We start from the raw sequence: 23,609 nt of genomic DNA, 5'->3' as shown, positions 1-23,609 counted from the left end.
AAGGACACCGTCCCCCTGAGGCGAATGGCCCTAGATCTGCAGAGGACTGGGGGGCAAGTCAAAAAGGACGGTGCTCATGTAGCGCTCGGCCCAGGCGGGGCCAAAAGCTTTTTCCAAAACGCGGCGGGTGCGGTCGTTTTGCTGTTGTTGACTGCAGTAGCGCTGCTGCCCTTGGTAGTGCGCCATAATCTGGCTGGGATCCGTCTGCGGGGGGATCTGGTGCGCCAGCTGGCAGTGCAGCTCCAGGTAACGGCAGGCAAAGTGCAAAAAGCGCTCGGCCTCGACTTCGTTAGTGGGACGCACAAACAGGCAGTAGGGGGAGAAGATCGTCCCCCAGGAGGGAAGTTGCCGTCGCTGCTGAAAAGGAGCGCGATGGGATCCCAGGGCTTCCAGCTCCTGGATGTAGGGATCTGGCAAAGTGGGAGTAACCGGTGAGAGATCGACAATGGCAGCACTTACCTGGCCGCGGCCGGCCACAATGTCACAGCCAAACAGCGGCAGCGGGTACTGCGGTTGAGGAAACATGACACAGTGGAGAATGTCCAGGCTTTGGCCAGCCTGGGCCAGCTCCAGGTGCAACTTGCGGAAGGGCCCCCCCTGGTAGCAGCGGTTTTCAATCTGCAGTTTCTCGCCTTCTAGGCGGCCCTCCACGTAGCCCAGATCCTCGGGCAGGTCATAGGGGGTCAAGGTGAGGTGGGATCCCCAAGTGCTCAGAATCGCCTCCGCAAGGCGCCCAATGAGGGGATGCACTTGGGCTTGCAACGTAGGAGGAGTAACCACGGAAGGGGTGGGATTCGAACCCACGGTGGCCTCACGGCCACAACGCTTTTCGAGAGCGCCACAATCAACCACTCTGTCACCCTTCCATCTATCCATCACAATATAATATATTAGCGACAAACAGGCTATCCTGTGTGGGCCGAACAGAGAGTGCCGGCTCAAGAACCCCGCCCCGCCGAGGCAAAGGGTAGCCCTGTAGGTAGCAAGCCAGCTACAGTACGCCCAGCCCCCCATCACCCTCGCACCAGGAGGGTCTGCCTCTCCTCCAGCGGCATTGCTGCGGCTTAGGGGAAAGCCAGTCCTGAATACTTTCACTGGACGGTTTCTCTCCTGGCTAAACTAAGCATGAACTTCCTAATAGCGGAGAGGTTGAAGTTTTCTCTGCCCTGTCCCGCTTACCCATTAGAAACCTTGAGTTTGCAAGCAATAGGCAGGACTTGAGTCATATTGGAGTTATGCATTACCACAGCTGCATTCCCGCCGATCCTTGCCCTCCGCCCTGCTACCGCGACCGTCCTACGGACAGAGGGGGGCGCCTGCGGAGTGTAGCTAGTCCAGAAGGCGGCCCCTGCAATGAGATCATGGAGGTATGGCTGCCCTTTCCATTCACCACTTTCGCCAGGCTAAGCAGATAGGTCAACCGCTGGTGGCCCTCACGGCTGCCGACTACGCCACAGCCCAGATTTTGGATCAGGCTGGGATTGACCTGATCCTGGTGGGCGACAGCCTGGCCATGACCAGTCTGGGCTACAGTAGCACCCTGCCCTTGACGCTGGAACAGATGATCCACCATGCCCAGGCGGTGCGCCGGGGGGTAGTGCGGGCCTTTCTGGTGGCTGACCTGCCCTTTTTGAGTTACCAAGTCCACAAAGAACAGGCTCTCCTCTCGGCAGGCCGGCTAATCAAGGAAGCGGGAGTCAATGGGGTGAAGCTGGAGGGGGGCTACCCCGCTATGGTGGAAACGGTTGCCTTTTTGGTGCAGCGAGGGATCCCCGTTCTGGGCCACATTGGCCTCACACCCCAGGCTAAACACCAGCTGGGGGGCTACCGCCAGCAGGGAAAAACACCGGAAGAGGCAGAGCGGCTGTGCCAGGAAGCTTTGAACCTAGAGCAAGCGGGAGCTTTTGCCCTAGTCCTGGAACATATGCCGGCGGACTTAGCCGCGCAGATTACCCGGCAACTCCAGATCCCAACTTTGGGAATTGGAGCCGGCCCTGCCTGCGACGGTCAGATCCTCGTCACCCATGACCTCCTGGGCTTAAGTGAGCGAATCCCGCCTTTTGCTAAGGCCTACGCCAATTTAAGACAGGTAATCCGAGAGGCCGTGGAAACTTTTGCTGAGGATGTCCGCCAGAAAGTGTTTCCTCCTCCCTAAGAGCTCCCTGGGAGCAAACTGTGTTATCCAAGTAAGGAAGCAGAACTAATGAGGTAACCCTTGTGGTTCCTGCTGGACTGAAGCGCTATGCCGTTCGGTATGCCTCCATGCCCCTGATGGTTTATCGGGAGCTGGCTGCCCACTTGGCTTGCATTCCCGGCGTAGAAACGCAGCTGGAATGGAGAAAAGATCCCACCTTTGACTACTCTGCTAGCCAAATTGAGGCACTGCACATCTACCAAGCACCAGAGGCTGATAGAGAGCAAATTCAGCGCATTCTTGACCACTATGGGCCATGGCAGTATAGCCCCCTAGAAGATTAGTGTCCTAGGTGGGCGAAACAGGGATCCTAGATAAGGATCCCTGGCCTACTTTTTAGCTGGAAAAGTTTTGGATCAGAAGCGCCTCGGGAAGTTACTGACTCTGAACTGGTAGGTGCAGCTTACGGGCCAAGCCTAGCTGCGCCAGCAGCCAAATGACCCAGTAGGTCATGTCAATTTCCCACCAACGCAAGCCTGCTTTTACGCACTTTGGATCAGCGTGATGGTTGTTGTGCCAGCCTTCGCCGTAGGTCAAAAGAGCAGCCCACCAAAGGTTACGGGCATTGTCGTTGCTCTCGAACGTTCGATAGCCCCAGAAGTGGCTGGCTGAATTGATCAACCAGGTGCAGTGCAGCAGCAGCACCGTCCGTACAAAGATGCCGTAGATAACAAACGGCCAGCCCCCCACCAGATAGAGCCCAGCAGCTAGCGGCAGTTGCAGCAGTAGCCCATACTTGTCCAGCCAGCGGTAAAAGGGATCCCGAGCCAAGTCTGGCGCAAAGGCAAAATACTTCTCAGGGTTGAAGAACTCTTCTCGCTGGTAGATTAGCCAAAGCATGTGGCTCCACCAAAAGCCTTTGCTGGCTGAGTAGGGATCCTTTTCCTCGTCCTCAGTAAACGCGTGGTGCTGGCGATGGCCACCTACCCAAAAGATTGGCCCTCCTTGAAGAGCCAGGGTACCAAGTGTAGCAAAAACATACTCCAGCCACTTGGGCACCTGGAGACTGCGATGGCTGAGAAGGCGGTGATACCCCAAGCAAATCCCCAAGCTGCCAAAACACCAGTGGAAAAATAGGGCTACTCCCAAGGCAGACCAGGAGAAGAAAAGAATGCCACCCACCAAAGCAACGCTGTGGAGGGCTATGAAAAAAAGAACGAACTCCCAAGCAAACCGAAAAGGCTTCCGGGACTCAGGTTGAATCAAGGGAACAGGGTTGTTAGGATTGCCCAAGGAATTGGGGGAAAGGGAGACAGTCATGAACTAGACAAACCTCAAGGTAGAGAAAAAAGTAGAGCAGAGTTCAATCGCTCCTTGCACGCTTGCTTCTCATGCAAAAGCCGCTTTTCTCCAGCGCTAAGAAATGCGCTGAATCCCTCTTTCCCTTACCGGTGCAAGCCTCAGCAAGGGAGACGGCTAGAAGCAAGAGAGCAAAAGAGTGGCCGATGGTATCTCGCCTGAGGTTAAGCTTAACGATATTTCACCCCAAGTGCAAGTGATACTTGCAGACTGCTTTTCATCTTCAGGATCTTCTCTTGGCTCCTTACCCCATCACCCACCATGGCACGTCCCTCTTCCCGGCAAAGGCTGCTGAAGGCAGCTCGAGAGCTATTCGTCCGTCAGGGCATTGCCCAGACGACCACTCGGCAAATTGCAGACTTGGCTGGGGTTCATGAAGTAACCCTGTTTCGGCACTTTGGCAGCAAGCAGGGGCTGCTCCTAGCTGTATTCGCTGAGCTGGGAGTTTTCTCCGGTGTTGCCGACTTACCCCTTCCAGCGGATCCCACCACCTTCCAGAGCGCTGAGCTGCAGGCCATTCTCCTCCGCTATGTCCAAACCTGCTTCCAAGCTCTAGCCGATAACCCTGAACTGGTGCGCTCGTTGGTGGGAGAAGCAGGCTCCTACTCCGAGGAGCATCGCCGTGCCTTGAGAGCAGGCTTCCTGCAGGCACAAGAGCAGCTCTGCAACTACCTGAAACAGATCCCCAGCCCAGACCTACAGGCAATCGACTCTGAGCGCCTTCATGCAGCTGCTGGGGCTCTCCACTTGATGATTCTAGGGGCAGCTCTGCTGGCCGTTACTGCTGGCTTGCCCTGCAGCAACACCGACCAGCCCTCGTCTAACCCAGCGGACAAAGGTATGTCTTGCCCCGGCGTCCCCGCTCTCCTGCAAGCCTGTGTAGAGCTGTGGATGGCAGCCCTGACGGGCATGAAGCAGGCCTACAGCCCGCCCTGAAAAAAATCTCCTCAGGGCTGGGTAATTAAAGAAGAGATGAGGAGGTTGTAAGCCGGGTTCTGTAGTGGGGTGCTCCAAGGAGCAGCCCTCACTGGCGGTCATCTCTCTGGGAGTGATGTTACCATCACCCTCTAGCGGCTCACCACCACCGAGACCACCCTTCCCCAACTGCTTGGTTGAGTACCGTGACCTCGGTGCAGCTGACAGGGGCGAAGAACAGCCATAATCCTGCAGCTGCGGCCTTGCTTTCCACCGGGGTTTACCGAGCCAGCGCCTCACGACGCTGCTGGTGGGCTCTTACCCCACCTTTGCACCCTTACCTGTGCTGGGATCCCAGCCATCGGCGGTATGTTTCTGTGGCACTATCCTCGCGGTTTCCCGCACTGGGCTTTCCCCAGCGGTGTGTTCTTCTGAAAGCCCGGACTTTCCTCATCCTGCTGTCTGGTGGCGACAGCGAGGACGCGACCGCCTGCCCCTCCTATCTCTTCACTTTTCAATCTTACCGCATCCCTCTAGCGTAGAAAATCCCCCTCTGTCTGGGCTGGGGTTCTCCCTGGGGCCACTGGCTGGCTGCCGCGCAGCAGCTGACCAGCTTGCAAAACTGCCGCTGCTAAGTGCCTTCCCACCGTTGGCAAGGAGCCAGCCCCGCCAGGAGTCCGTCCCGTTGAGGCAAACGGTCGGCCTATCCTCCCAGGGGAGTTCTTGGGCGGGGAAAGCGCTGCATCAGCTCTTGGACAGCCTCGGCATGGTAGGAGCTGCGGGTAAGCGGGGAGGACACCACCTGCAAAAAGCCCAGCTCTTCTCCCACCCGTCGCCAGTGGTCAAACTCCTCCGGGGGCACGTAGCGCTCCACTGGCAGGTGCTTGGGACTGGGAGCCAGGTATTGGCCAAGAGTAAGGATGTCGCACCCTACCTGGCGCAGATCTTGCATGACCTGCAAAATCTCTGCGGCGGTTTCCCCCAGACCCAACATTACTCCTGACTTGGTGTAGAGGCCGGGATCCCACTGCCGCGCCAACTCCAGCAGCTTGAGGGAGCGCTCGTAGTTCCCTTGGGGGCGCACCCGCCGGTAGAGGCGGGGCACGGTTTCCGTGTTGTGGTTAAGCACTGTGGGGCGGGCAGCGAGAATCTGCTCCAAGGCCTGCCAGTTGCCGCACAGATCTGGGATCAAGACCTCGATGGTCGTCTGGGGCATGCGGCGGCGGATTTCGGTAATGCAGGCAACAAACTGGCTGGCTCCCCCATCGGGGAGATCGTCCCGGTTGACGGAGGTAATCACGGCATGGCGCAACCCCAGCCGTTGCACGGCTTCCGCCACCCGCAGCGGCTCAGTGGGATCCAAAGGCGGAGGCCGTTTGGTGAAGTCGATGTCGCAGTAGGGGCAGGCGCGCGTGCAGGCTGGGCCCATGATTAAAAAGGTGGCAGTGCCGTTGGCAAAGCATTCTCCTAGGTTGGGACAAGAGGCCTCTTCACAGACGGTGTTCAGGCCTAAGTCCCGCAATAGGTGTTTGACGGATCCCACCCGCTGGGGGGCCTTGGCCCGCAGCCAGGGGGGCTTGCCACTAGGGGAAGCAACAGCGCCCAAAGAAAACCCTCCAACCAACCGCCACTAGCAACTTGCGTATCTCTCAGCTTATTCTCTCATTTGGCTCGGTAGCGAGCCGACCTCGCTGCTCCCAGCGCCTTGGAAGAGCCAAAACCTCTGGAAACGACTTGGTCTTCCTCCTGTCCGCGTCAGGAGAACATACGAGGCGGGGCAGAAAAGCCCCCAAGCAACTTTAGGGGCCAACTTATACTAGACTAGGGTTGTTGCTACCGGACCAAAGACTTCTTCCTGCTGACGCGGCCGCGAAAGCGGCCCAGCTTGCCTAAAGGAAGTCTAGGGGCAGTTTGACAGCCCCTTTACGAGCCTGTTTTGGGTCTGTGCAAGAGTCCCCCGAACCTAGTCAGCAGGAGTGTCAAGGCATACTCATACTGAAAAGCGAATGTTGAGCGATAGGGATCCCACATGGTTGTTGCTGCTCCTCCCTCTCTAGAACAACTTGCCATCAACACCATTCGTTTTTTGGCGGTGGATGCTGTTCAGAAGGCCAACTCCGGCCACCCTGGCCTGCCGATGGGGGCAGCACCCATGGCCTATGTGCTTTGGCAGCATTTCCTCAAGTTCAACCCCCGCAACCCCAAGTGGGTGGATCGGGATCGCTTTGTCCTCTCGGCAGGCCATGGCTGCATGCTGCAGTATGCTCTGCTACACCTGACTGGCTTTGACCTTAGTCTTGAAGACCTCAAGCAGTTTCGCCAGTGGGGGTCCAAAACCCCTGGCCACCCGGAAAACTTTGAAACTCCTGGTGTGGAAGTAACCACTGGCCCCCTAGGGCAGGGAGTGGCCAATGCCGTGGGCCTGGCCATTGCTGAAGCCCACCTAGCCGCCCGCTTCAACAAGCCCGGCCACACAATTGTTGACCACTATACCTACGTAATCTTGGGTGACGGTTGCAACATGGAGGGGGTGGCCTCGGAAGCAGCCTCTCTGGCTGGCCACCTCAAGCTGGGCAAGCTCATCATGCTCTACGACAGCAACCACATCTCCATCGATGGCAGAACGGAAATTACCTTTACCGAAGATGTGGGCAAACGCTACGAGGCCTACGGGTGGCATGTGCAAAAAGTAGAGGATGGCAACCACGACCTGAAGGGGATTGCCGCCGCTATCCAGAAAGCTAAGGAAGTTACCGACAAGCCTTCCTTAATCATTGTCGAGACCACTATTGGCTACGGCTCCCCCAACAAAGCGGGCACCGAGAGCGTCCACGGGGCACCGCTGGGACCGGAAGAGGTGAAGCTCACTAAACAAAATCTGGGTTGGCCGCTGGAGCCGGAGTTCTACATCCCCGACGAAGTGTTGGCCCATTTCCGCCAAGCCATTGAAAAAGGGGCCAAGGCTGAGGCCGAGTGGAACGAGCGCTTTGCTGCCTACGAGAAGGCTTACCCCCAGGAGGCTGCTGAGTTTAAACGGATCATGGCGGGGGAACTGCCTGTGGGTTGGAAAGAAGCTCTCGCCCCAATTGCTGAAACCGGCAGGGAATCCACCCGCAATCTCTCCAAGCTTTGCCTCAACGCTCTAGCCAAGGTGGTGCCTGAGCTACTGGGCGGATCCGCCGATCTAGCCCACTCCAACATGACTTACTTGAAGGGGATCCCAGAGTTTCAAGCCGGCTCCTACCATGGGCGCAACTTCCGCTTTGGAGTCCGGGAACACGCCATGGGGGCCATTGCCAACGGCATGGCTCTGCACGGCGGCCTCATCCCCTACGACGCCACCTTCCTAGTTTTCAGCGACTACATGCGGCCGGCCATCCGGCTGTCGGCCCTCTCGCGGGCACGGGTGTTGCACATCATGACCCACGACTCAGTGGCTCTGGGAGAAGACGGTCCCACCCACCAGCCCATTGAGACGTTGGCCTCCCTGCGAGCTATTCCCAACCTCTACGTCATCCGCCCCGCTGATGCTCGCGAGACGGTGGGAGCTTACCAAGTAGCCCTCGAGTCTACATCCACCCCTTCGGTGCTGGTGTTTACCCGGCAGGCGGTCAACCCCGTGGAAGGCACCTCCATTGAGGGAGTGGCCAAGGGAGCCTATGTGGTGGTGGATGCCCCCAACCCGGAGCTTATCTTGATTGCCACCGGCTCGGAGCTGGAGCTGGCAGTCAAGGCTGCAGCCCAACTGCGCCAGGAAGGTCGGGCGGTACGGGTGGTCTCCATGCCCTGCATGGAGCTGTTTGAGGCCCAGCCCCAGAGCTACCGCGACTCTGTCTTGCCTCCCAACGTTACCAAGCGCATCTCCGTCGAGGCCGGCTCTACCTTTGGCTGGCACAAGTACCTGGGCTTTGAAGGGGTAGCTATTGGCATTGACCGCTTTGGCGCCTCCGCCCCCGGCCCTGTGTGCATGGAGAAGTTTGGCTTCACGGTGGAGAATGTGCTCAATACTGCCCGCCGGCTCCTATGCTAAGGTTTTGGCTTCTCCGGCCTGAGCCCAGCAGGGATCCCTTCTCTGCTGGGTTTTTTGCTGCCTGGTGGAAAGGCTGACAACTTGAGCAGCAGGACCAGCAAAACATTGCAGACTCACCCGCAACCCCCTTGTTGAGGCGTACCCTTGAAAAAACAGCGGCCATCTGGTCTGGCCGGCCCTTTTTGGGAACAATACAAGCAGGCGAGGAAGGGCATCCCCCATTCCGAGACAGAAAGAAGCATGAGACCCACAAAACAAAGCAAGAGAATTGGCTGGATCATGGCCGCTCTGTCAGTCTGGGTAGGTGGACACCGGGCCGTCGCTCAGCCTGCCTTTCAAACAGTGCCGCTACCGCGCCTGCCAGTGGGGGTGGACCAATCGGTCTTTGACCAGCCGGTGGCCCGCTTCAACCCCAACCTGCCTGCCGAGCTGGTGATCCACAATCGCACTGGTCTGCCTCTGGAATATGGCTTTACGGATCCGCGGCAGAAGGTGTCGGAACTTCCGCCGGGAGAAACGCTGCGCCTAGGCAATCTACCCATCCCCAATTGCATGGCCATCAACACGCCGATGTTGTCTCCCGTGGGCTACCGGGTGAGCGTGGATCCGTTGAATGTCATCACCGTAGAGGTGCGCCGGGTCAACGATGTCTCTGGCGACCATTGCCTAGATCTGCAAAAGACAGGCGCTATTTTCGTGAATTGATGACAGCTTGAACCGGCAAAATGTAGCCTTGGGGCTCTCGCGGCTGCTTTCTCACCTTGGCAAAGTGGCCGCCGCCTTCTACACGTTAGATGGTAGTTAACCTTACTCAAATCTGGCACTGGAATTGGGTCTATAGGAGAGCCAATCAGAGGTGCAGGCGTATCGACAGCAATTGACCCCTGTGACAAGATGCAAACAGGATGTCTAGATCGAGGGTCTCGCAGACTTTGCTCTGCCTCTGGGCGACTCACCTGTAATCCAGCTTAAGTGTCCTTTACCTGTTTTGGATGGTCTCATGGGCGATAGCTTGTCTTCTTGGTTTCCCCGTGCCCTGGTGATTGGCGCTGCGGTTGTGGGGCTGTCGGGCCTTCCGGCAAAGGCTCAGCAAATTACGGATCCCAGCCCAGCTCAAGCGGCCACTAATGTGGAGCCCACCTCGCCAATCTCGGCTTCTTTTCGCAGCCAAGATGGGGTCAGCGTGCGCCCAGAAACAGTGCGGGTTTTTCTAGACGGCAAAGATGTAACTGCCGAGTCGGTGATTACCCGGGATTTCTTCACCTACCGTCCCTCGCAACCGCTGCCCCCGGGACGTCGGGAAGTCCTTCTGGAGTTCACCAATACGCAAGGGGTGACCCGCCGCGTTACCTGGAGCTTCACCGTGGGTAGCCCCGTCCGCGCCTCTATTGACCTGGTGGATCACAACGCCGGTAATCGCCCCTTGGCGGCGGGCGAGATCCTGTTGGTAACCGTTAAGGGCACTCCCTCCAGCCGAGTAACCGTTTACCTGGTTCAGGACGGACGGCAGGTGCAAACTCTACAAGCCCAGGAAGTTGCCAGTGGCACCTATGTGGTCAACGCCTTGATCGAGCCAAAAGATGCCACCCGCGAAGGGATCGTCATCGCTCGCCTGGAAAACGGCGGCCAGGTGCGCTTTATGACCGCGGAACAGCCAGTTCGGCTGGTTGAAGGAGCTACCGCTGGCATCCAGCGACTCACCCCCCAAGAGGTTCCCTCCAGCCTGCTGCCCCAGATTACCAACCTGCGGGATGGGGATCGGGTTGCCGGTTCTTCGTTTACGCTGCAGGGTACCACGGCTCCCAATGCTTCGGTGCGGGTAACAGTAACGGCTTCGACTTCGCTGGGGGGCATCCTCACCGCTCAGCAGACTGTGATGAACCAAACTGTCCAGGCAGATGGGCAGGGCCGTTTTACCATCACCGTTCGGCCCCCCATTCCCGCTGCTGGCACGGTGTATCAGGTAAACCTCACGGCTACTTCTGGCAACCAAACCAGCCCAACGGTAACCCTGCGCCTTACCCAGCAGTAGGGGACCAGCCCCCCTCGCTCCCCCAGCTTCTGCCTAAGCTTTCAGCGTGGCCTCAACTGGAGCTCCTAGCGCTGAGGGAGGGCTAGTCTGAGTTTTCAAGCTCTGCAGTTGGCGGCGGCTCCTGAACGTCTTGGGTAGGGGTTAGGGAGAGGGAAGACTGCTGTTGCCAGTGCCACAGGAGGGCAGCCATAACCAAAGCAGGAGAAGCAATCATAGCCACAATCACCGGCATCGTCTTCGGCAAGGCCAGGTAGGGGCCACCGTATTTGATTGCAACACTAATAGCAGCAGCAGCCCCCATCAATTGCAGGGCAAACGCCAGGGTTTTGGGCTGCATAGCTCTGCTGCTCCAGTTAGAGCTTGCCATCCAGAGGCCAATTCTTAAGGATCCAGATTAGCACCCAAGGCAAACTTTGCCCTTGCAGGGCGGGTTTAGAAAGTGGCTCTGGGGGGCATAGGTGAACGGAACAGCGCTAGAGTTGGCTACATAGGCAAAGCTGACTAGCGCTATAGAAAGGGTTTCACTCCGCTGTGCCATGACTCAGCAACTCCCTTTTGAAGGAGGGGGATCCCGTCGAGGGCGGGTGATTGCAACGGATTTGCGGGAGGAGATGCAGCGCTCCTACCTGGAATACGCCATGAGCGTAATCGTGGGGCGGGCCTTGCCGGATGTACGGGATGGCCTCAAGCCAGTCCAGCGCCGCATCCTCTACGCCATGCACGAGCTGGGCCTAACGCCGGATCGCCCCTACCGCAAATGTGCGCGGGTGGTGGGGGACGTGCTGGGGAAGTACCATCCCCACGGGGATCAGGCAGTTTATGATGCGCTGGTGCGCATGGCGCAAGATTTTTCCAGCCGCTATCCTCTGGTGGCGGGACACGGCAACTTCGGCTCGCTAGACGACCCGCCAGCGGCCATGCGCTACACCGAGTGCCGGCTGTCGGCACTGAGCCACAGGGTACTTCTAGAGCAGGTGTCGGAGGAGGTTGTCGATTTTATTGCCAATTTCGACGGATCCCACCTCGAGCCAACTGTTCTGCCAGCTCGCCTGCCTGTCTTGCTCCTCAACGGCGCTTCTGGGATTGCTGTGGGCATGGCTACCAGCATCCCGCCCCATAACCTAGGAGAAGTGGTGGACGGCCTGCTGGCTTTAATCGACCATCCCAATCTCAGCCCAGAGGAGCTGTTGCGCTGGATCCCGGGGCCGGACTTTCCCACTGGTGGCCAGATTGTTGATAGCCAGGGGATCCGAGAAGCCTATCTCACTGGCCGCGGCTCCATTACGCTGCGGGGGGTGGCCCGTTTTGAGGAGATCCAGCAGGGCAAAGGACGCCACCGGCGGCCTGCTCTAGTGGTCACCGAGTTCCCTTACCAGGTGAACAAAGCTGCCTGGATCGAGAAAGTGGCGGAGCTGGTTGCCCAAAACCGTCTCAGCGGCATTGCCGACCTGCGGGATGAATCGGATCGCAGCGGCCTTCGAGTGGTGGTGGAGCTCAAGCGAGAGGCCAATCCTCAGGCGGTTTTGCAGCAGTTGTACAAGCTGACCCCTCTGCAGAGCAACTTCGGGGTAATCCTGCTGGCCCTGGTGGATGGAAAACCGCAGCAGCTGAACCTAAAGCAGCTCTTGCAGCATTTTTTGCACTTTCGCGAAGCTACTCTCAGCCGGATGTTTCGCACTGAACTGCAGCAGCTACAGCGCAAGGCGGAAGAGGTGGCGGGGATGGTGCTGGCCCTAGCTGATCTGGAAGGGGTGATCAACTTGCTGCAGCAAGCCCCCGATGGCCCCACAGCCAAAGCCCAACTGCAGGCCCGCTTGGGTTGCACCCCCCAGCAGGCGGAGACAATCTTAGCCATGCCCCTACGCCGCCTGACAGCCTTGGAGCGGGAACGGCTGCAGCAGGAGCAGGCGCAGTTGCAGGCCCGCATCGAAGAATTGCAGGAGCTACTGAGTGACCGCCGCAAGCTCCTGAAGTACTTGAAGAAAGAGCTGCGCCACTTGAAGAAAACCTTCGGGGATCCGCGGCGGACCCAGATTCTTTCTAAGACGGAGCTGGAGGCAGAACAGGCTTAGTCCCTGGGGGCGAAGCTAGCTGCAAGGCCCCTTGCCTAGCCGTTGCTCCCGTAGCAACCCAGCGCAGGGGAAAGGGGGCGAAGAGGTGCTGGTCACTGCGGCAAAGCTTTCACTCTGCCCCTCGAAGGGATCGCAGGGGGTACCCTTGTTGCCACCTTCCCCTTGGGCCTCGATCCCGAAGAGGCAAGCTTGGCAGGGCTCAGCCAACGGGGATCGACGAGCTGAGCTGGGCAGCCCTTCCGATCCCAAGCTGCAGGACGGTGACGTTGTCCTCGCCAGCGGGCGAGTGCTGCGCTTAGCGGCAGAGCCGATCCTACCCCTGGGTTGAAAGCTATGGGCACACCGGCCCTGCATAACCTACTGGGGATGGCGCCGCTGCCCCCGCGGGGTCCTGATTTAGGGGCTGCTTCTGGGCCAGATCCCAGCCCTGGAGCGGGGCAAGGCAGGCACCGCAGCCTTTCCCCCTCCCGACAAAGTAGGCCTGGTCCCCAACCTGGCAGGGCACTCCTCTCTGCAAGTTGCTCTGCTTACCGAGCTCTCCTCCGCCGCAATCCCGCTGCCAGAGGGATCCCCTTGGACTTGCGCCTGTTTCGGCCGCAGGGCAAGATTGAATAGCTCCGCAGACAGCTTTGGGGGAAGGCAGCAGTCTGGACGCTAGGACAGCAAGCCATTCCCCAGCGAGGCAGAATCAGCCGGCTTAAGGCCGGGATCCGCTGGCGGCGCCTCGGGGTGGCGGACAGGCTTGGGAAGAGTGCCGCCTGACTTGAGGACCAAGCAGCGCACAGTTTGGTGCAGTTCCTCCAGCAAGATGTTGAGGGCAGAGCGGAAGTCGCGCTGGTCCTCCTGCATTTGTTCCAGAATGGCGCGAATGACTTCCTTGCAATCCTTGAGGATGTGTTGCTGCTGAGCGATGATCTGCACCAGCTCAGCGTGTTCTTTGAGGAGCTCCCGCAAGCAGGCGCGCAGCTCGTCCACCTGGCTTTGCCAAAAGGCCTGCCCCTCCCGCAGCTCCATGACGCTGATGCGCAAGTCAGCTGTTGAGTCACGCAGTGCTTCACTTTGGCGGCGCTCGGCCTCCAGTTGGCGCTGCTGCTCTTCCTGCTGTTGGCGCAACTCGGTGTTGGCCTGCAGGTTGGCTTCAGCTGCCCTAAGCAATCGCTCTAGGCGGGCCTCCACAAGAGCCCAGCGCTCCTGCTCTAGCCAGGACCGACTCCGAGGAACTCGCCAGCCAAAGTATCTCAAAGTCACTTTCCCCTGTCTTTTGGGCAAGGGCATCCTCCAACCTGGGGCTTGCTAACTTTTCCAATCATACTGCTTTTTGGGCCCTCCCTCAGTTTCTCAACCGCTCTGAAAGACTTGGACAACACTGGACAAAAGCGAGCTTTTGCCTGTCTCGCTGCTTTCTTCCTGCTTTAGCGACCCCTACCTAGCCGGCTGTCTAGCCCTGCCGGAGGAATCTCCGCAGGCGTAATCCTGAGGTCGAGCCCATTAGGTTCTCAATTGCAACCTCGCCAGGGATCCCGGAAGTCCCTCTAGGATGAAGAAAGTTTGCAGAGAGGAAAGCCATGCCTTCACTGGCCAATCAGGTGGTGTTGATTACTGGTGCTTCTGCCGGAATTGGGAAGGCCGTCGCCCTGGAAGCGGCCAAACGCGGCGCTCACCTGGTGCTGGCAGCCCGCCGCGAGCAGCTGCTGCAGGAGGTCAAAGACCTGGCCCAGAAGCAGGGAGTAGAGGTGCTGGCAGTGCCCACCGACATGGCCGACACGGCCCAGGTAGAGGCGCTGGCCCAAAAGGCTCTAGAGCACTTTGGCCGGGTGGACATCCTAGTCAACAATGCCGGCTACGGTCAGATGGGACCGGTGGAAGAGGTGGATGTGGTGGCAATGCGGCGCCAGTTCGAGGTCAACGTGTTTGGCCCGCATGCCCTCACCCGCGCCCTCTTGCCCCAGATGCGGGAACGGGGCAGCGGCCGCATCCTCAACCTTAGCTCCGTAGCTGGCCAGATCTCGATGCCTTTTAGCGGTGTCTACAACGCCACCAAGTTTGCGGTGGAAGCCCTTAGCGATGCCTTGCGGGTGGAAGTGGCCCCCTTCGGCATTAAGGTTATTGTGATCGAGCCAGGGCCGGTGGCCACTGAGTTTGGCCGCGTGGCCGAAGCAACCTTTGCTGCCGTTGTCAATCCCAACGGCCCCTACAAGGCCATCTTGGACAAGGCGGCCGAGCTGGCTAGCTCATTTAACAAAATGGCCTGGCCGGTGGAAAAAGTGGTAGAGCCAATCCTGCGGGCCATGACCGACCCTCATCCTTCCGACCGCTACACTGCTTTTCCAGGCGGTAAGTTGGCTCTGGGGCTGATGCGGCTAATGCCCGCCGCTCTGGCTGACGCCATGTGGCGGCGTGTCTATGGTCTCCCTAGGTCAGCCTAGGCACTTGCCGGCGGGAAGGATCGGATCCCTGAACTTCTCCTGCTGCTGCGGGGTTGTGCCTTACAGGAGCAAGAGGTTAACTTTGTTAAAGGACTTTTAATGAGGGGGTGTTTTTCTTCCCTATGAACAAGTCTCTTTCCCCCCAGCGCTGGTTGATTGCTCTCATGCTGGGCTTCTGTCTCTGGCAGGGATCCAGCCTGGCTCCTGCCCATGCGGCCCTGGCCTCTGCCCTTACCTACGACCGCTTCTTGCGCTATGTCGAGGAGGGGCGCGTTACCGACGTGCGCCTTCTAGACAACAACCTGGTAGCGGAAGTTACGGCTGTTGATCCCCAGACGCAGCGCTCCACCCGCTATCGGGTCAACCTACTGCCCACCACTGTGCCGCAACTGGTAGAGCGCCTCACCGAGCAGGGGGTCGAGGTAACTGTAGTGCCCAGCCGCGATGGCAGCGCCTTCTGGGCCCTTCTCGGCAACTTAGTGATCCCCTTGATGCTTTTGGGGGGCCTGTTCCTGCTCCTACGCCGTGCCAGCGGAGGAGTAGGTGGCCCTGGACAAGCCATCAACTTTGGCAAGTCGCGGGCCCGCTTCCAAATGGAAGCCAAAACTGGTGTCACCTTCGACGACGTAGCCGGGATTGATGAGGCCAAGGAAGAGTTGCAGGAGGTGGTGACCTTCCTGAAGAAGCCAGAGCGCTTCACCGCCGTGGGGGCAAAGATCCCCAAAGGCGTGTTGTTGGTGGGGCCGCCGGGGACGGGCAAAACGCTTCTAGCCAAGGCCATTGCTGGCGAGGCAGGTGTGCCCTTCTTTAGCCTGTCCGGCTCTGAGTTTGTGGAGATGTTTGTGGGTGTGGGGGCTTCGCGGGTGCGGGATCTTTTTCGGAAGGCCAAGGAGAATGCCCCCTGCATTGTCTTTATCGACGAGATTGACGCGGTGGGCCGGCAGCGGGGAGCTGGCATTGGTGGAGGCAACGACGAGCGCGAGCAAACCCTGAACCAGTTGCTTACGGAAATGGATGGGTTTGAGGGTAACTCCGGCGTGATCGTTATTGCTGCAACCAACCGCCCTGATGTCTTGGATGCGGCGCTTTTGCGGCCGGGGCGCTTTGACCGCCAGATTACGGTAGATCGGCCTAGCTTTAAGGGCCGCTACGAGATCCTGCGCGTCCATGCCCGCAACAAAAAGCTAGCCGAGGAGGTTAGCCTGGAGGCCATTGCCCGCCGTACCCCTGGCTTTGCTGGTGCCGATTTGGCCAACCTGCTCAACGAGGCGGCCATCCTGGCAGCCCGCCGCCAACACAAGGCCATTACCAACCAGGACATTGACGATGCCCTTGACCGCATCACTATCGGCTTGACCAAGCCGCCGCTGTTGGATGGCAAGAGCAAGCGCCTGATTGCCTACCACGAGTGCGGCCATGCCCTGTTGATGACCCTCTTGCCCCATGCGGATCCCCTGAACAAGGTAACGATCATCCCCCGTTCCGGAGGTGCTGGCGGCTTTGCGCAGCAACTGCCCAACGAGGAGCAGATTGACTCCGGCATGTACAGCCGTGCCTGGCTGTTGGACCGGGTGGTGGTGGGCTTTGGCGGTCGGGCAGCTGAGGAGATTGTCTTCGGCTACTCCGAAGTAACCACTGGAGCTAGCAACGACCTGCAGCAGAACACCAACCTCGTGCGGCAGATGGTGACCCGCTTTGGCATGTCCGAGTTGGGGCCGCTGATGTGGGATCCCCCCAACAACGAGATCTTTTTGGGCGGCGGCTGGATGAACCGTGTCGAATACTCCGAGGAGGTGGCCGCCAAGATTGACCGGCAGGTGCGGCAGATCCTGGAAAGCTGCTACCAAAAGGCCAAGCAAATCTTGCTGGAGCACCGGGCGCTGCTGGACCGGCTGGCCGACACCTTGGTGGAGCGGGAAACCCTGGATGGGGACGAGTTTCGGGCCATTGTGGCAGAATACGTTCCCATCCCCGAGAAGGTCGGCTTGCCCAGCCCAAAGACGGCCTAGGGAGCCCCTCTTCCTGCCGGATTGATGAGCTTAGAGGAGGGTGGTTGTCGGGGGTGCTACCTGGCAGCTGCCCTTTTGTTTGGCAAGGTTTGGGTTGTCCCATGCGCTCTTTTCTGTCTGCTCTGCCAGCTCGCCTCTACCGCTGCCTAAGCTGCGGTCAGGAAGGGCTAAGCCTGCCACCGGCGCGGGAGCCAGGCTCTGGCGTGGATCGGGTTTATTGTCCCCGCTGTGGCCAGGTTTACCCCATTCTGCCTTCCGGGGCGGTGGATTTTCTAGCCACCTCGCCCGAGTTGTCCCTTACTCCCGCCCAAGCTATTGCCCATCTACCCGGCTTTGCCTGGGCCTACGACCGACTCTGGCGACCCTGGGCCCTGTCACTGTTGTCGGGAGAGAGCTTTGGCAGCGAGCGGGAAGGCCAGTTGCTGGCAGAACTGGTGGGCGAGGCGGATCCTATCTTGGATCTCGGCACTGCCGGGGGGTACTGGAGTCGCCTCCTTTTGAGCAGGGATCCGCAGCGGACGGTGATTGGCTTGGACACTGCGGCAGGGGTCCTGGCAGAGGCAGCCCAACAGGCCCAGCCCCACTGGCAACACTACAGCCTGCTGCGGGCGCGGGCGGAACAGCTCCCCCTAGCCTCTGGGGCCTTTGGGGCGGTGATTAGCGGGGCAACCTTGAACGAGGTGCCGCTAGATCCCTGTTTGCAGGAGGTGGCCCGCATTTTGCGGCCTGGCGGGGTGTTTGTCTCAATGCACAGCCAGCAGGTTCAAGGGTGGGGGCAAGTGGTGCAGCGCTGGCTGGAGGCGACTGGACTCCGCTTTTTCTCGGCAGACGAGCTGCGCCGGCACCTGGAAACGGCAGGGCTGCAATTGGAGCGCTACCTCAGCTTTGGTTGGGTGGCTTTTGTGCAGGCAGTGCGGGGCTAAGGGATCCACTCCAGGCCAGCGCCGAAGCTGGATTCCTGCGCCAAGGTGGAGTGGCGCAGGCTGTAGCGGGCAGCCAGGCGAAAGGAAGGGCTGATGGCGTAGGCAGCAGTGATTTCTGCCAAGGTGGCCTGTCCCTCTTCCGACTCCTGGGGGGTCACCCAACTGTAGCTGCCAGTCAGGTCGGCAGCTCCAGGAGCCAGGGCCAAAACGAAAAAAACCCCATAGCTCACCCCCCTGAAGCGCCGGTTCTCCTGCTCCCAAGCCCGGTAGCCCAGCTGGGGAGCCAGATTAAAGCGGGATCCCACAGGGGCAAGAAAGTAACGCACCTCTGAGCCGTACTGGCGGACGACCGGATTTTCCAAAGATTGGCGGTAGTCGCCGCTGAGGGTGAGGCGATCCCCCAAGCGCAGGTCCTGCAAGCCAATTCGCCACTCGGAAGCCGACTCGAAACCCACTTGCAAACGGGTCGGCAAAACGGGAGTATTGCGGATTTCTTCCAAAAGATCGGGGGGGTCTTGCAGCCAGCGGCGCAACACGGGGCTATCTATCTGACCCTCCAGCCCCAACGCAGCTGAGAGGGACGGGAGATCCACCTCGACAGCCCAGGCTGGCCCCTTGGGCATCAGGCAAGCTCCAAGGAGCAACACACCCCAACAAAGCTCTCTGCCCACTTCCGTTCCCCCCTGCAAGCCCCGCCTGTCCCGCCTTATAACTGTAGCTGCTTCCGCTTCCAAAGACAGCAAGGCTCTTGGCAGGGCAGCGACAGCACTTCAAGACGGACCAGCAGCGCCAATAACTATCTGTTTCGGCTGTTGGCTATGACCCGCAGCCGCTGGGACAGGTTTTGCAGTTGCCGCTCAAGTTGCAGGTTCTCCCGCTGCAACTGGCTAATTTTTTCGCAGCTATAGAGAACGGTAGTGTGGTCTTTTCCACCAAAGTAATCGCCAATTTTGGGTAAGCTGAGGCGGGTGTGCTGTCGCATCAAAAACATGGCAATTTGCCGCGCATGGCTAATGTCCCGCTTGCGGGAAGATCCCAATAAGCTCTCTCGGTCAATGCCAAATTCCTCACAGACGACATCAACAATCATGTCAGGAGTAATCTCCTTGGGTTCGCTGGGGGGGTTGAGGATGGGCTGAATCGTCTCCACGCTCATCGGCAGACCAGAAATGGAGACGTAAGCAACGGCACGAATGAGGGCACCCTCCAGCTCGCGGATGTTGCTGGTGTAGGTGGTGGCAATATATTCGATGACCTCTGGCGGCAGGCTCATCCCCTCGTACTCAGCTTTTTTCTTGAGAATGGCCATGCGGGTCTCGATATCGGGCGGCTGAATTTCTGCAATTAAGCCCATTGAAAACCGAGAACAAAGCCGCTCCTGGAGCCGCGGGATCAGGTGAGGGGATCGGTCAGCAGCTAGCACAATCTGTTTGCCCGATTCATGCAGAGTATTAAAGGTGTGAAAAAACTCCTCCTGGGTATACTCTTTGCCTTCGATAAATTGGACGTCGTCTACTAACAGAATATCCACATCTCGGTACTGCTCCCGGAAAGACTGCATACTGTCTCGCCGGATGGCATCGATGAGATCATTGGTAAAGCGCTCGGTGGAGACGTAGAAGACCTTAGCCCGTGGATTGGCCTCTAGCTGGTAGTGGCCGATTGCCTGCATCAGGTGAGTTTTGCCTAGCCCTACCCCACCGCAGAGAAACAGAGGGTTATAGGCCCGCCCCGGCTTGTCCGCTACGGCCAGGGCTGCTGCATGGGCCATGCGGTTGTTGGGGCCAACCACAAACTGCGAGAAGGAATACTTGGGATTGAGCTCTGGTGCTCGCATAGGTAGGCTGCTGCTCGCCTCTAGCCCCCGTAGAGCAGAATCAGGGAAGCCTCCAGGGCGGCGGGAGCTGGGCTTCTCAACTGTCGAAGGAGGCTCTTCCTCAACCAAAGCTTGGGGAGCAACGGAAAACTCTACCTGCAAAGGGATCCCCGCCACCCGCTGCACCACTTCGGTGATGGTGGAGGCATAGTGCTTCTGCAGCCAGCCCCGTGCCCATTCGCTGGGAGTGGAGATGGTGAGGCGGTTGCCCACCAACGACTCAGGCCGTGCTGTCTTGATCCAAGCTTCAAAGGTTGGCCGGCTGAGCTGCACTTGTAGATGGCCCAGAGCCTGATCCCAGAGCTGCTCTAGAGAGATGTCCACGCCACACGCCCAGAGCGACACACCACAACCCCCGAGAGAACAAAGCACTCAGCAGGGCTTCCACTCTCGGGATTCCCAATTTAACTGCTTGGCGTGGGGTGTCCAATCTACCCATTTTCCCCTGAGTTTGCTAGAATGGCCCTTTGCTGACTGTATGTAAGTGGACTCAATTGCCCCCTGCCCGCCGCGGCAGGCTGTGTTGAAGTTGGGAGTTGGTTTTTCACCATGCCTCAGCGTACCCTTCGTGGCACTAACCGCAGACGCATTCGGGTTTCTGGGTTTCGAGCCAGAATGCGCACGCCGGGTGGGCGGCGAGTCCTGAAGCGGCGGCGGGCCAAGGGGCGTTATCGTCTGGCTGCTTCCTGAGGCGTCCAATTCCCCTGCCAGAGGCGCAAGCAAGGGTTAAGTTGGGGCTGGGATCCGCCACCATGCTACCTGCTCCTTATCGCTTGCGGGATCGGCGGGCGTTTCAGGCGCTTTACCAGTCGGGCCAGCGGCGTTCCACTGCTGGATTGATCCTGCTGTTTCAACCAATGCCGGCAGGAGGTGAAGGGATCCCTAGCCAGGTGGGACTGGCGGTCAGCAAAAAGGTGGACAAATCGGCGGTACGGCGAAATCGGCTGCGGCGCCGGCTGCGGGAAGCTCTGCGGCCTCTCTGTCCCCACCTCAAGCCCGGCTATCAACTGCTATTTATCCCCAAGCCCAATTTGCTTACCTACAAGTGGCCAGAGCTGCAAGCAGAGGTGCGCTACCTTCTCCAGAAGGCTGATTTACTCGTTAGCCCAGAGGAGGGGCTTGGGTAGGTAGGCGGGGCTAACTCCTTTGCTACTCTACTGGCCTGTACTAGGGGAGTGAGGTGACGCAGGTATCTTGGGGCAATTTCCTAGCAGAGGGAATCAAGAAGCTCTACGGAAGGGGAATCCCGCCAATACCCTGTGCGAGACCTCTATCGGGAGGCAGAGGGATCCTCTGCCGAAGCGGCGCTGGCCTCTTTAACGAGCCTGCCCTCAACTGGTTTAAGGCTTTGAAAATGGCGCTTGGCAGGTACACGGAGGAGGTGCAGGGATCCCTCCCCAACTCCAGGCCAACCTTGAGAGCGAGACTCCTCCCCCTATCCTCAAAACCTGGAAAGCGTTGAATCAAACTAAGGATCTTAGACCTCAGCAGGGGGCCATCCTGGAAATCCAGTTTTGCCTGCGCATCTCCAGTTCCCACTTGACGCTCAATCTCGGCCCTTTGATGACTCTGACGCGAGAGGGTTTTGTCCTGCTTTGTGCAGCCAATCCGGAACTGAAACTGGAGCGCCCTGCCCAGAGAGAGCTAGGGGTTGTGTCCCCGACCAGCGGTGAAATGGGCAACCTCAACTCAATTTGTCTGGAACCGCCAGTTAGGCCGGGGCAAAGCCTTTGATTTTTCTCTGCCTTCGGGCAGCGACCGCTCTCCTGACCTGGCCTGGATCCCGCTGGAAAAGGGGCAGAGGCGCGCCGGAGATTCCTGCCCTTGTGCCCCGACTTTCTCTTGCCCGCCGGTTCCTGGCTCCAAGTCCAAGCCAAGATGCCGGAGTACCTGGACAACGGCTGCCGCCTGGGGTGGCTTTTAGACCAAGCGGGTGATGATCTACCGGGCAGGACAGGTGCCGGAACTGGTGGAAAACCCAGAAACCTTGTCGGGAGAAGAGGTGCTGCCTGGCTTTACCCTGCCCATCCGCAAAATCTGGTCTGCCGGGAGCTAGAACTGCCAGGGTTGCCCTTACCTCCAGACCTACAACCGCTAGGGTTTTGAGAGGCAAAAAATAGGCACCCCCCACTGCCCACAGTGGCAGGAGGAAGGGCGGGGGGTTTATTCTATTCGCAGCATCTGCAAAAAGGCAGGTCGCCATGAGGAGATGGGCGCAGGCAGGGAGAGTGTGGGCAATGGCCGTGGCAATCGGCGGGATCCTTCCAGCCAGCGTGAGAGGCCAGGCAGCTCTGCCACCCGTTCCGGTCGTCCCCTCAATTGAGGAGCCAACTGTTGCGCCAGCCTCGCCCTCCCAAGGGGCGCCAGCCAATCCCGCGCTTCGGCCCCCTTCTTCTGCGCCAGCGCTGGGCCAGGATCTGCGCTATCTGGTAGGGCTGTTCATCAACGAGTCTTGGCAGGCGGGCAACCAGGCTGCTGCGGTCAACTACAGCGACCTCTACACCCGCCTGTTGGCCCGCACCTATAGGGATCCCCGCCCGCCCATTGAAGTTGAGTACGAGCTGATTCGAGAGATCCTGCGCGAATATGGGGATCCCGCCGATCGCTTCTGGGATCCGCAAAGCTTTAGGGACTTGCTCAACCGTCCTCGCCCGCCCCTCCAGGCGCGTCAGATTGGGCCGCGCCAGGTTTACCTGGCAGTGCCGGAGCTCACCCCTGCCACCGCCCAGCAGATTCGCCAAGCCCTCTACACCCAGGATTACAGCCAAGGCATTGTCCTCGACCTGCGGGGGTCGGTGGGCTATGACCCGCAAGTGATAGCGGATGTGGCGCGCTTATTTTTGCCCCGTTCCGTGCAGCCGCTGCTGGTTACGGAAGACCGCTTTGGTCAATCTACCTCCTGGAACAGTGAAAACTTGCCCCTCGCCGCGGGGATCCCGTTGGCTGTCCTTGTCGATGGCAACACCCGCCAGGGGGCGACCCTCTTGGCAGCCCAGCTGGGAGCTAGCGGCAGCACCGTTATTGTGGGACAGACCACCCAAGGCAGCGAGCGCCAGACCCGCTTCTTTGCCCTGCCTTCCGGTGCGGCAGTGGAACTGGCCGTAGCCACTTGGAGAACAGGCGATGGACGTTCCCTAGCCCAGGGTTTGGTGCCCTTGCAAAGGGTAGAGGGAGATGAGAAAGCCTGGCTCAAGGCTGCCCTAGAAGCCCTGGCCCTACCTCCCCGCCGCCCCAGCCCCCCGCCCCGCCCCACCGTCCTGGTTCAAGAGGGCCGTGTCGGTCGCTTTGTCCTGGGCATGGATACCCGCAACGTCGATACCCACCTCTTGGGCAACGTGGAGCTAATCCCGGCCGAATCTCGGGCAAATGTATTTCAGCCCAACAGCGACCTGAAGATCTTCTACTTGCCAGACTACATCCTCTTTGCCTACCGCCGTCCGGGCGTTCTCAATAGCTTTTTTGCCGACCGCATCTACACCACCCACCCCGAAGCCATGACTGGCGAAGGGATCCGCATTGGCTCCACCTACTCCGAAGTGATCGCCGTTTACGGCGGCCCCGGCGAAAACGGCTACAACGAGGTGGTGCCCTACCCCAAAGGAAGTCGGGAATACCTGCGGGAGGATCGCTACTACGTCAACTACGATGCCCTGGGCCTGTCCTTTGTCTTTGCGGTGGGCTCCAACCAAGTGACCGCCATCGGCCTGTTCAAGCCGGGGAGTTGAGGACGGAAAAGTTAATCGATTGTTAACCTTTTTGTCAAAAACCCTCAACACCCCCCCGAGCCATGGGGTAAATTAGTGCAGCGACCCCGGGAAAGGGGTTTTTGTGCT

General features: G+C 59.2%; 19 protein-coding genes, 1 tRNA gene, 1 other RNA gene and 1 pseudogene. 13 read left to right on the top strand and 9 right to left on the bottom strand.

Annotation, left to right across the window (positions count from 1 at the left end):
• Positions 1 to 30: 30 nt before the first annotated feature.
• Together NW830_RS01130 and NW830_RS01125 are read right to left on the bottom strand one after the other, a co-directional pair.
• Positions 31 to 780: a phycocyanobilin:ferredoxin oxidoreductase gene (locus NW830_RS01130; RefSeq protein ID WP_414360064.1), complete on the bottom strand. Its 750-nt coding sequence runs from the start codon at positions 778 to 780 to the stop codon at positions 31 to 33.
• Positions 780 to 866: transfer RNA gene (locus tag NW830_RS01125), tRNA-Ser, on the bottom strand. The genes NW830_RS01130 and NW830_RS01125 overlap by 1 nt, the downstream gene beginning before the upstream one ends.
• Positions 867 to 1,369: 503 nt before the next feature.
• Here NW830_RS01125 and panB point away from each other — a divergent pair.
• Both panB and NW830_RS01115 read left to right on the top strand, forming a co-directional pair.
• Positions 1,370 to 2,155 (top strand): 3-methyl-2-oxobutanoate hydroxymethyltransferase, encoded by a 786-nt coding sequence (panB, locus tag NW830_RS01120; RefSeq protein WP_414359678.1) that lies wholly within the window; start codon positions 1,370 to 1,372, stop codon positions 2,153 to 2,155.
• A gap of 62 nt (positions 2,156 to 2,217) precedes the next feature.
• Positions 2,218 to 2,478, top strand: a complete 261-nt coding sequence (locus NW830_RS01115) for a hypothetical protein (protein ID WP_414359680.1) — start codon at positions 2,218 to 2,220, stop codon at positions 2,476 to 2,478.
• A gap of 91 nt (positions 2,479 to 2,569) precedes the next feature.
• Here the strand turns inward: NW830_RS01115 and NW830_RS01110 are convergent, their stop codons facing one another.
• The gene (locus NW830_RS01110; RefSeq protein ID WP_414359681.1) at positions 2,570 to 3,454 is read right to left on the bottom strand and encodes an acyl-CoA desaturase; all 885 of its coding nucleotides are present in this window, start codon (positions 3,452 to 3,454) and stop codon (positions 2,570 to 2,572) included.
• 300 nt (positions 3,455 to 3,754) lie between these two features.
• On the opposite strand from NW830_RS01110, the gene NW830_RS01105 reads away from it, so the two are divergent.
• Positions 3,755 to 4,429 (top strand): TetR/AcrR family transcriptional regulator, encoded by a 675-nt coding sequence (locus tag NW830_RS01105; RefSeq protein WP_414359684.1) that lies wholly within the window; start codon positions 3,755 to 3,757, stop codon positions 4,427 to 4,429.
• A 31-nt stretch (positions 4,430 to 4,460) separates the two neighbouring features.
• On the opposite strand, the gene rnpB is transcribed toward NW830_RS01105, so the two are convergent.
• Positions 4,461 to 4,912: RNase P RNA component class A (rnpB, locus tag NW830_RS01100), an RNA gene on the bottom strand.
• A gap of 199 nt (positions 4,913 to 5,111) precedes the next feature.
• A complete protein-coding gene (gene lipA, locus NW830_RS01095; protein WP_414359687.1) occupies positions 5,112 to 6,014 on the bottom strand; it encodes a lipoyl synthase in 903 nt (300 codons plus the stop codon).
• A gap of 423 nt (positions 6,015 to 6,437) precedes the next feature.
• Here lipA and tkt point away from each other — a divergent pair, with 423 nt between their 5' ends.
• From tkt to NW830_RS01080, 3 genes are all read left to right on the top strand, one after another.
• Complete coding sequence (gene tkt, locus NW830_RS01090) at positions 6,438 to 8,438, top strand: transketolase (protein ID WP_414359690.1); 2,001 nt, start codon at positions 6,438 to 6,440, stop codon at positions 8,436 to 8,438.
• 279 nt (positions 8,439 to 8,717) lie between these two features.
• Positions 8,718 to 9,143 (top strand): hypothetical protein, encoded by a 426-nt coding sequence (locus NW830_RS01085; protein ID WP_414359692.1) that lies wholly within the window; start codon positions 8,718 to 8,720, stop codon positions 9,141 to 9,143.
• A 295-nt stretch (positions 9,144 to 9,438) separates the two neighbouring features.
• Positions 9,439 to 10,470 carry a hypothetical protein gene (locus tag NW830_RS01080; protein WP_414359693.1) on the top strand — a complete coding sequence of 344 codons (1,032 nt, stop codon included), beginning with the start codon at positions 9,439 to 9,441 and terminating at the stop codon, positions 10,468 to 10,470.
• Between the two features lie 82 nt (positions 10,471 to 10,552).
• Here the strand turns inward: NW830_RS01080 and NW830_RS01075 are convergent, their stop codons facing one another.
• Positions 10,553 to 10,807: a hypothetical protein gene (locus NW830_RS01075; protein WP_414359695.1), complete on the bottom strand. Its 255-nt coding sequence runs from the start codon at positions 10,805 to 10,807 to the stop codon at positions 10,553 to 10,555.
• 199 nt (positions 10,808 to 11,006) lie between these two features.
• Here NW830_RS01075 and NW830_RS01070 point away from each other — a divergent pair.
• Positions 11,007 to 12,509, top strand: a pseudogene (locus NW830_RS01070) (DNA gyrase/topoisomerase IV subunit A); the annotation flags it as partial.
• Positions 12,510 to 13,196: 687 nt separating this feature from the next.
• On the opposite strand, the gene NW830_RS01065 reads toward NW830_RS01070, so the two are convergent.
• Entirely contained in the window at positions 13,197 to 13,718 is a 522-nt protein-coding gene (locus NW830_RS01065; RefSeq protein WP_414359697.1) for a hypothetical protein, read from the bottom strand.
• A 389-nt stretch (positions 13,719 to 14,107) separates the two neighbouring features.
• Here NW830_RS01065 and NW830_RS01060 point away from each other — a divergent pair, with 389 nt between their 5' ends.
• From NW830_RS01060 to NW830_RS01050, 3 genes are all read left to right on the top strand, one after another.
• Positions 14,108 to 14,968, top strand: coding sequence for an SDR family NAD(P)-dependent oxidoreductase (locus NW830_RS01060; RefSeq protein WP_414359700.1), 861 nt, complete (start codon positions 14,108 to 14,110; stop codon positions 14,966 to 14,968).
• 122 nt (positions 14,969 to 15,090) lie between these two features.
• Positions 15,091 to 16,977, top strand: a complete 1,887-nt coding sequence (gene ftsH / locus NW830_RS01055; protein WP_414359703.1) for an ATP-dependent zinc metalloprotease FtsH — start codon at positions 15,091 to 15,093, stop codon at positions 16,975 to 16,977.
• Between the two features lie 101 nt (positions 16,978 to 17,078).
• Positions 17,079 to 17,900 carry a class I SAM-dependent methyltransferase gene (locus tag NW830_RS01050; RefSeq protein ID WP_414359704.1) on the top strand — a complete coding sequence of 274 codons (822 nt, stop codon included), beginning with the start codon at positions 17,079 to 17,081 and terminating at the stop codon, positions 17,898 to 17,900.
• On the opposite strand, the gene NW830_RS01045 is transcribed toward NW830_RS01050, so the two are convergent.
• Together NW830_RS01045 and dnaA are read right to left on the bottom strand one after the other, a co-directional pair.
• Positions 17,897 to 18,523, bottom strand: a complete 627-nt coding sequence (locus NW830_RS01045; protein ID WP_414359706.1) for a hypothetical protein — start codon at positions 18,521 to 18,523, stop codon at positions 17,897 to 17,899. The two genes, NW830_RS01050 and NW830_RS01045, sit on opposite strands and share 4 nt — an antisense overlap.
• Positions 18,524 to 18,696: 173 nt before the next feature.
• A complete protein-coding gene (dnaA, locus tag NW830_RS01040; protein ID WP_414360066.1) occupies positions 18,697 to 20,100 on the bottom strand; it encodes a chromosomal replication initiator protein DnaA in 1,404 nt (467 codons plus the stop codon).
• Positions 20,101 to 20,325: 225 nt separating this feature from the next.
• On the opposite strand from dnaA, the gene rpmH reads away from it, so the two are divergent.
• The 3 genes from rpmH (at position 20,326) to NW830_RS01025 (ending at position 23,501) form a co-directional block, all read left to right on the top strand.
• Entirely contained in the window at positions 20,326 to 20,466 is a 141-nt protein-coding gene (rpmH, locus tag NW830_RS01035; protein WP_414359708.1) for a 50S ribosomal protein L34, read from the top strand.
• A gap of 62 nt (positions 20,467 to 20,528) precedes the next feature.
• Positions 20,529 to 20,903: a ribonuclease P protein component gene (gene rnpA, locus NW830_RS01030; protein WP_414359710.1), complete on the top strand. Its 375-nt coding sequence runs from the start codon at positions 20,529 to 20,531 to the stop codon at positions 20,901 to 20,903.
• 1,110 nt (positions 20,904 to 22,013) lie between these two features.
• The gene (locus NW830_RS01025) at positions 22,014 to 23,501 is read left to right on the top strand and encodes a S41 family peptidase (protein WP_414359712.1); all 1,488 of its coding nucleotides are present in this window, start codon (positions 22,014 to 22,016) and stop codon (positions 23,499 to 23,501) included.
• The last annotated feature ends 108 nt before the right edge of the window (positions 23,502 to 23,609 follow it).

This window comes from Synechococcus sp. OH30, from assembly GCF_047462175.1.
Classification (GTDB): Bacteria; Cyanobacteriota; Cyanobacteriia; order Thermostichales; family Thermostichaceae; genus Thermostichus.
Note: the sequence above shows the minus strand (reverse complement) of the source record. Positions and strands in the feature narration are given on the sequence as shown.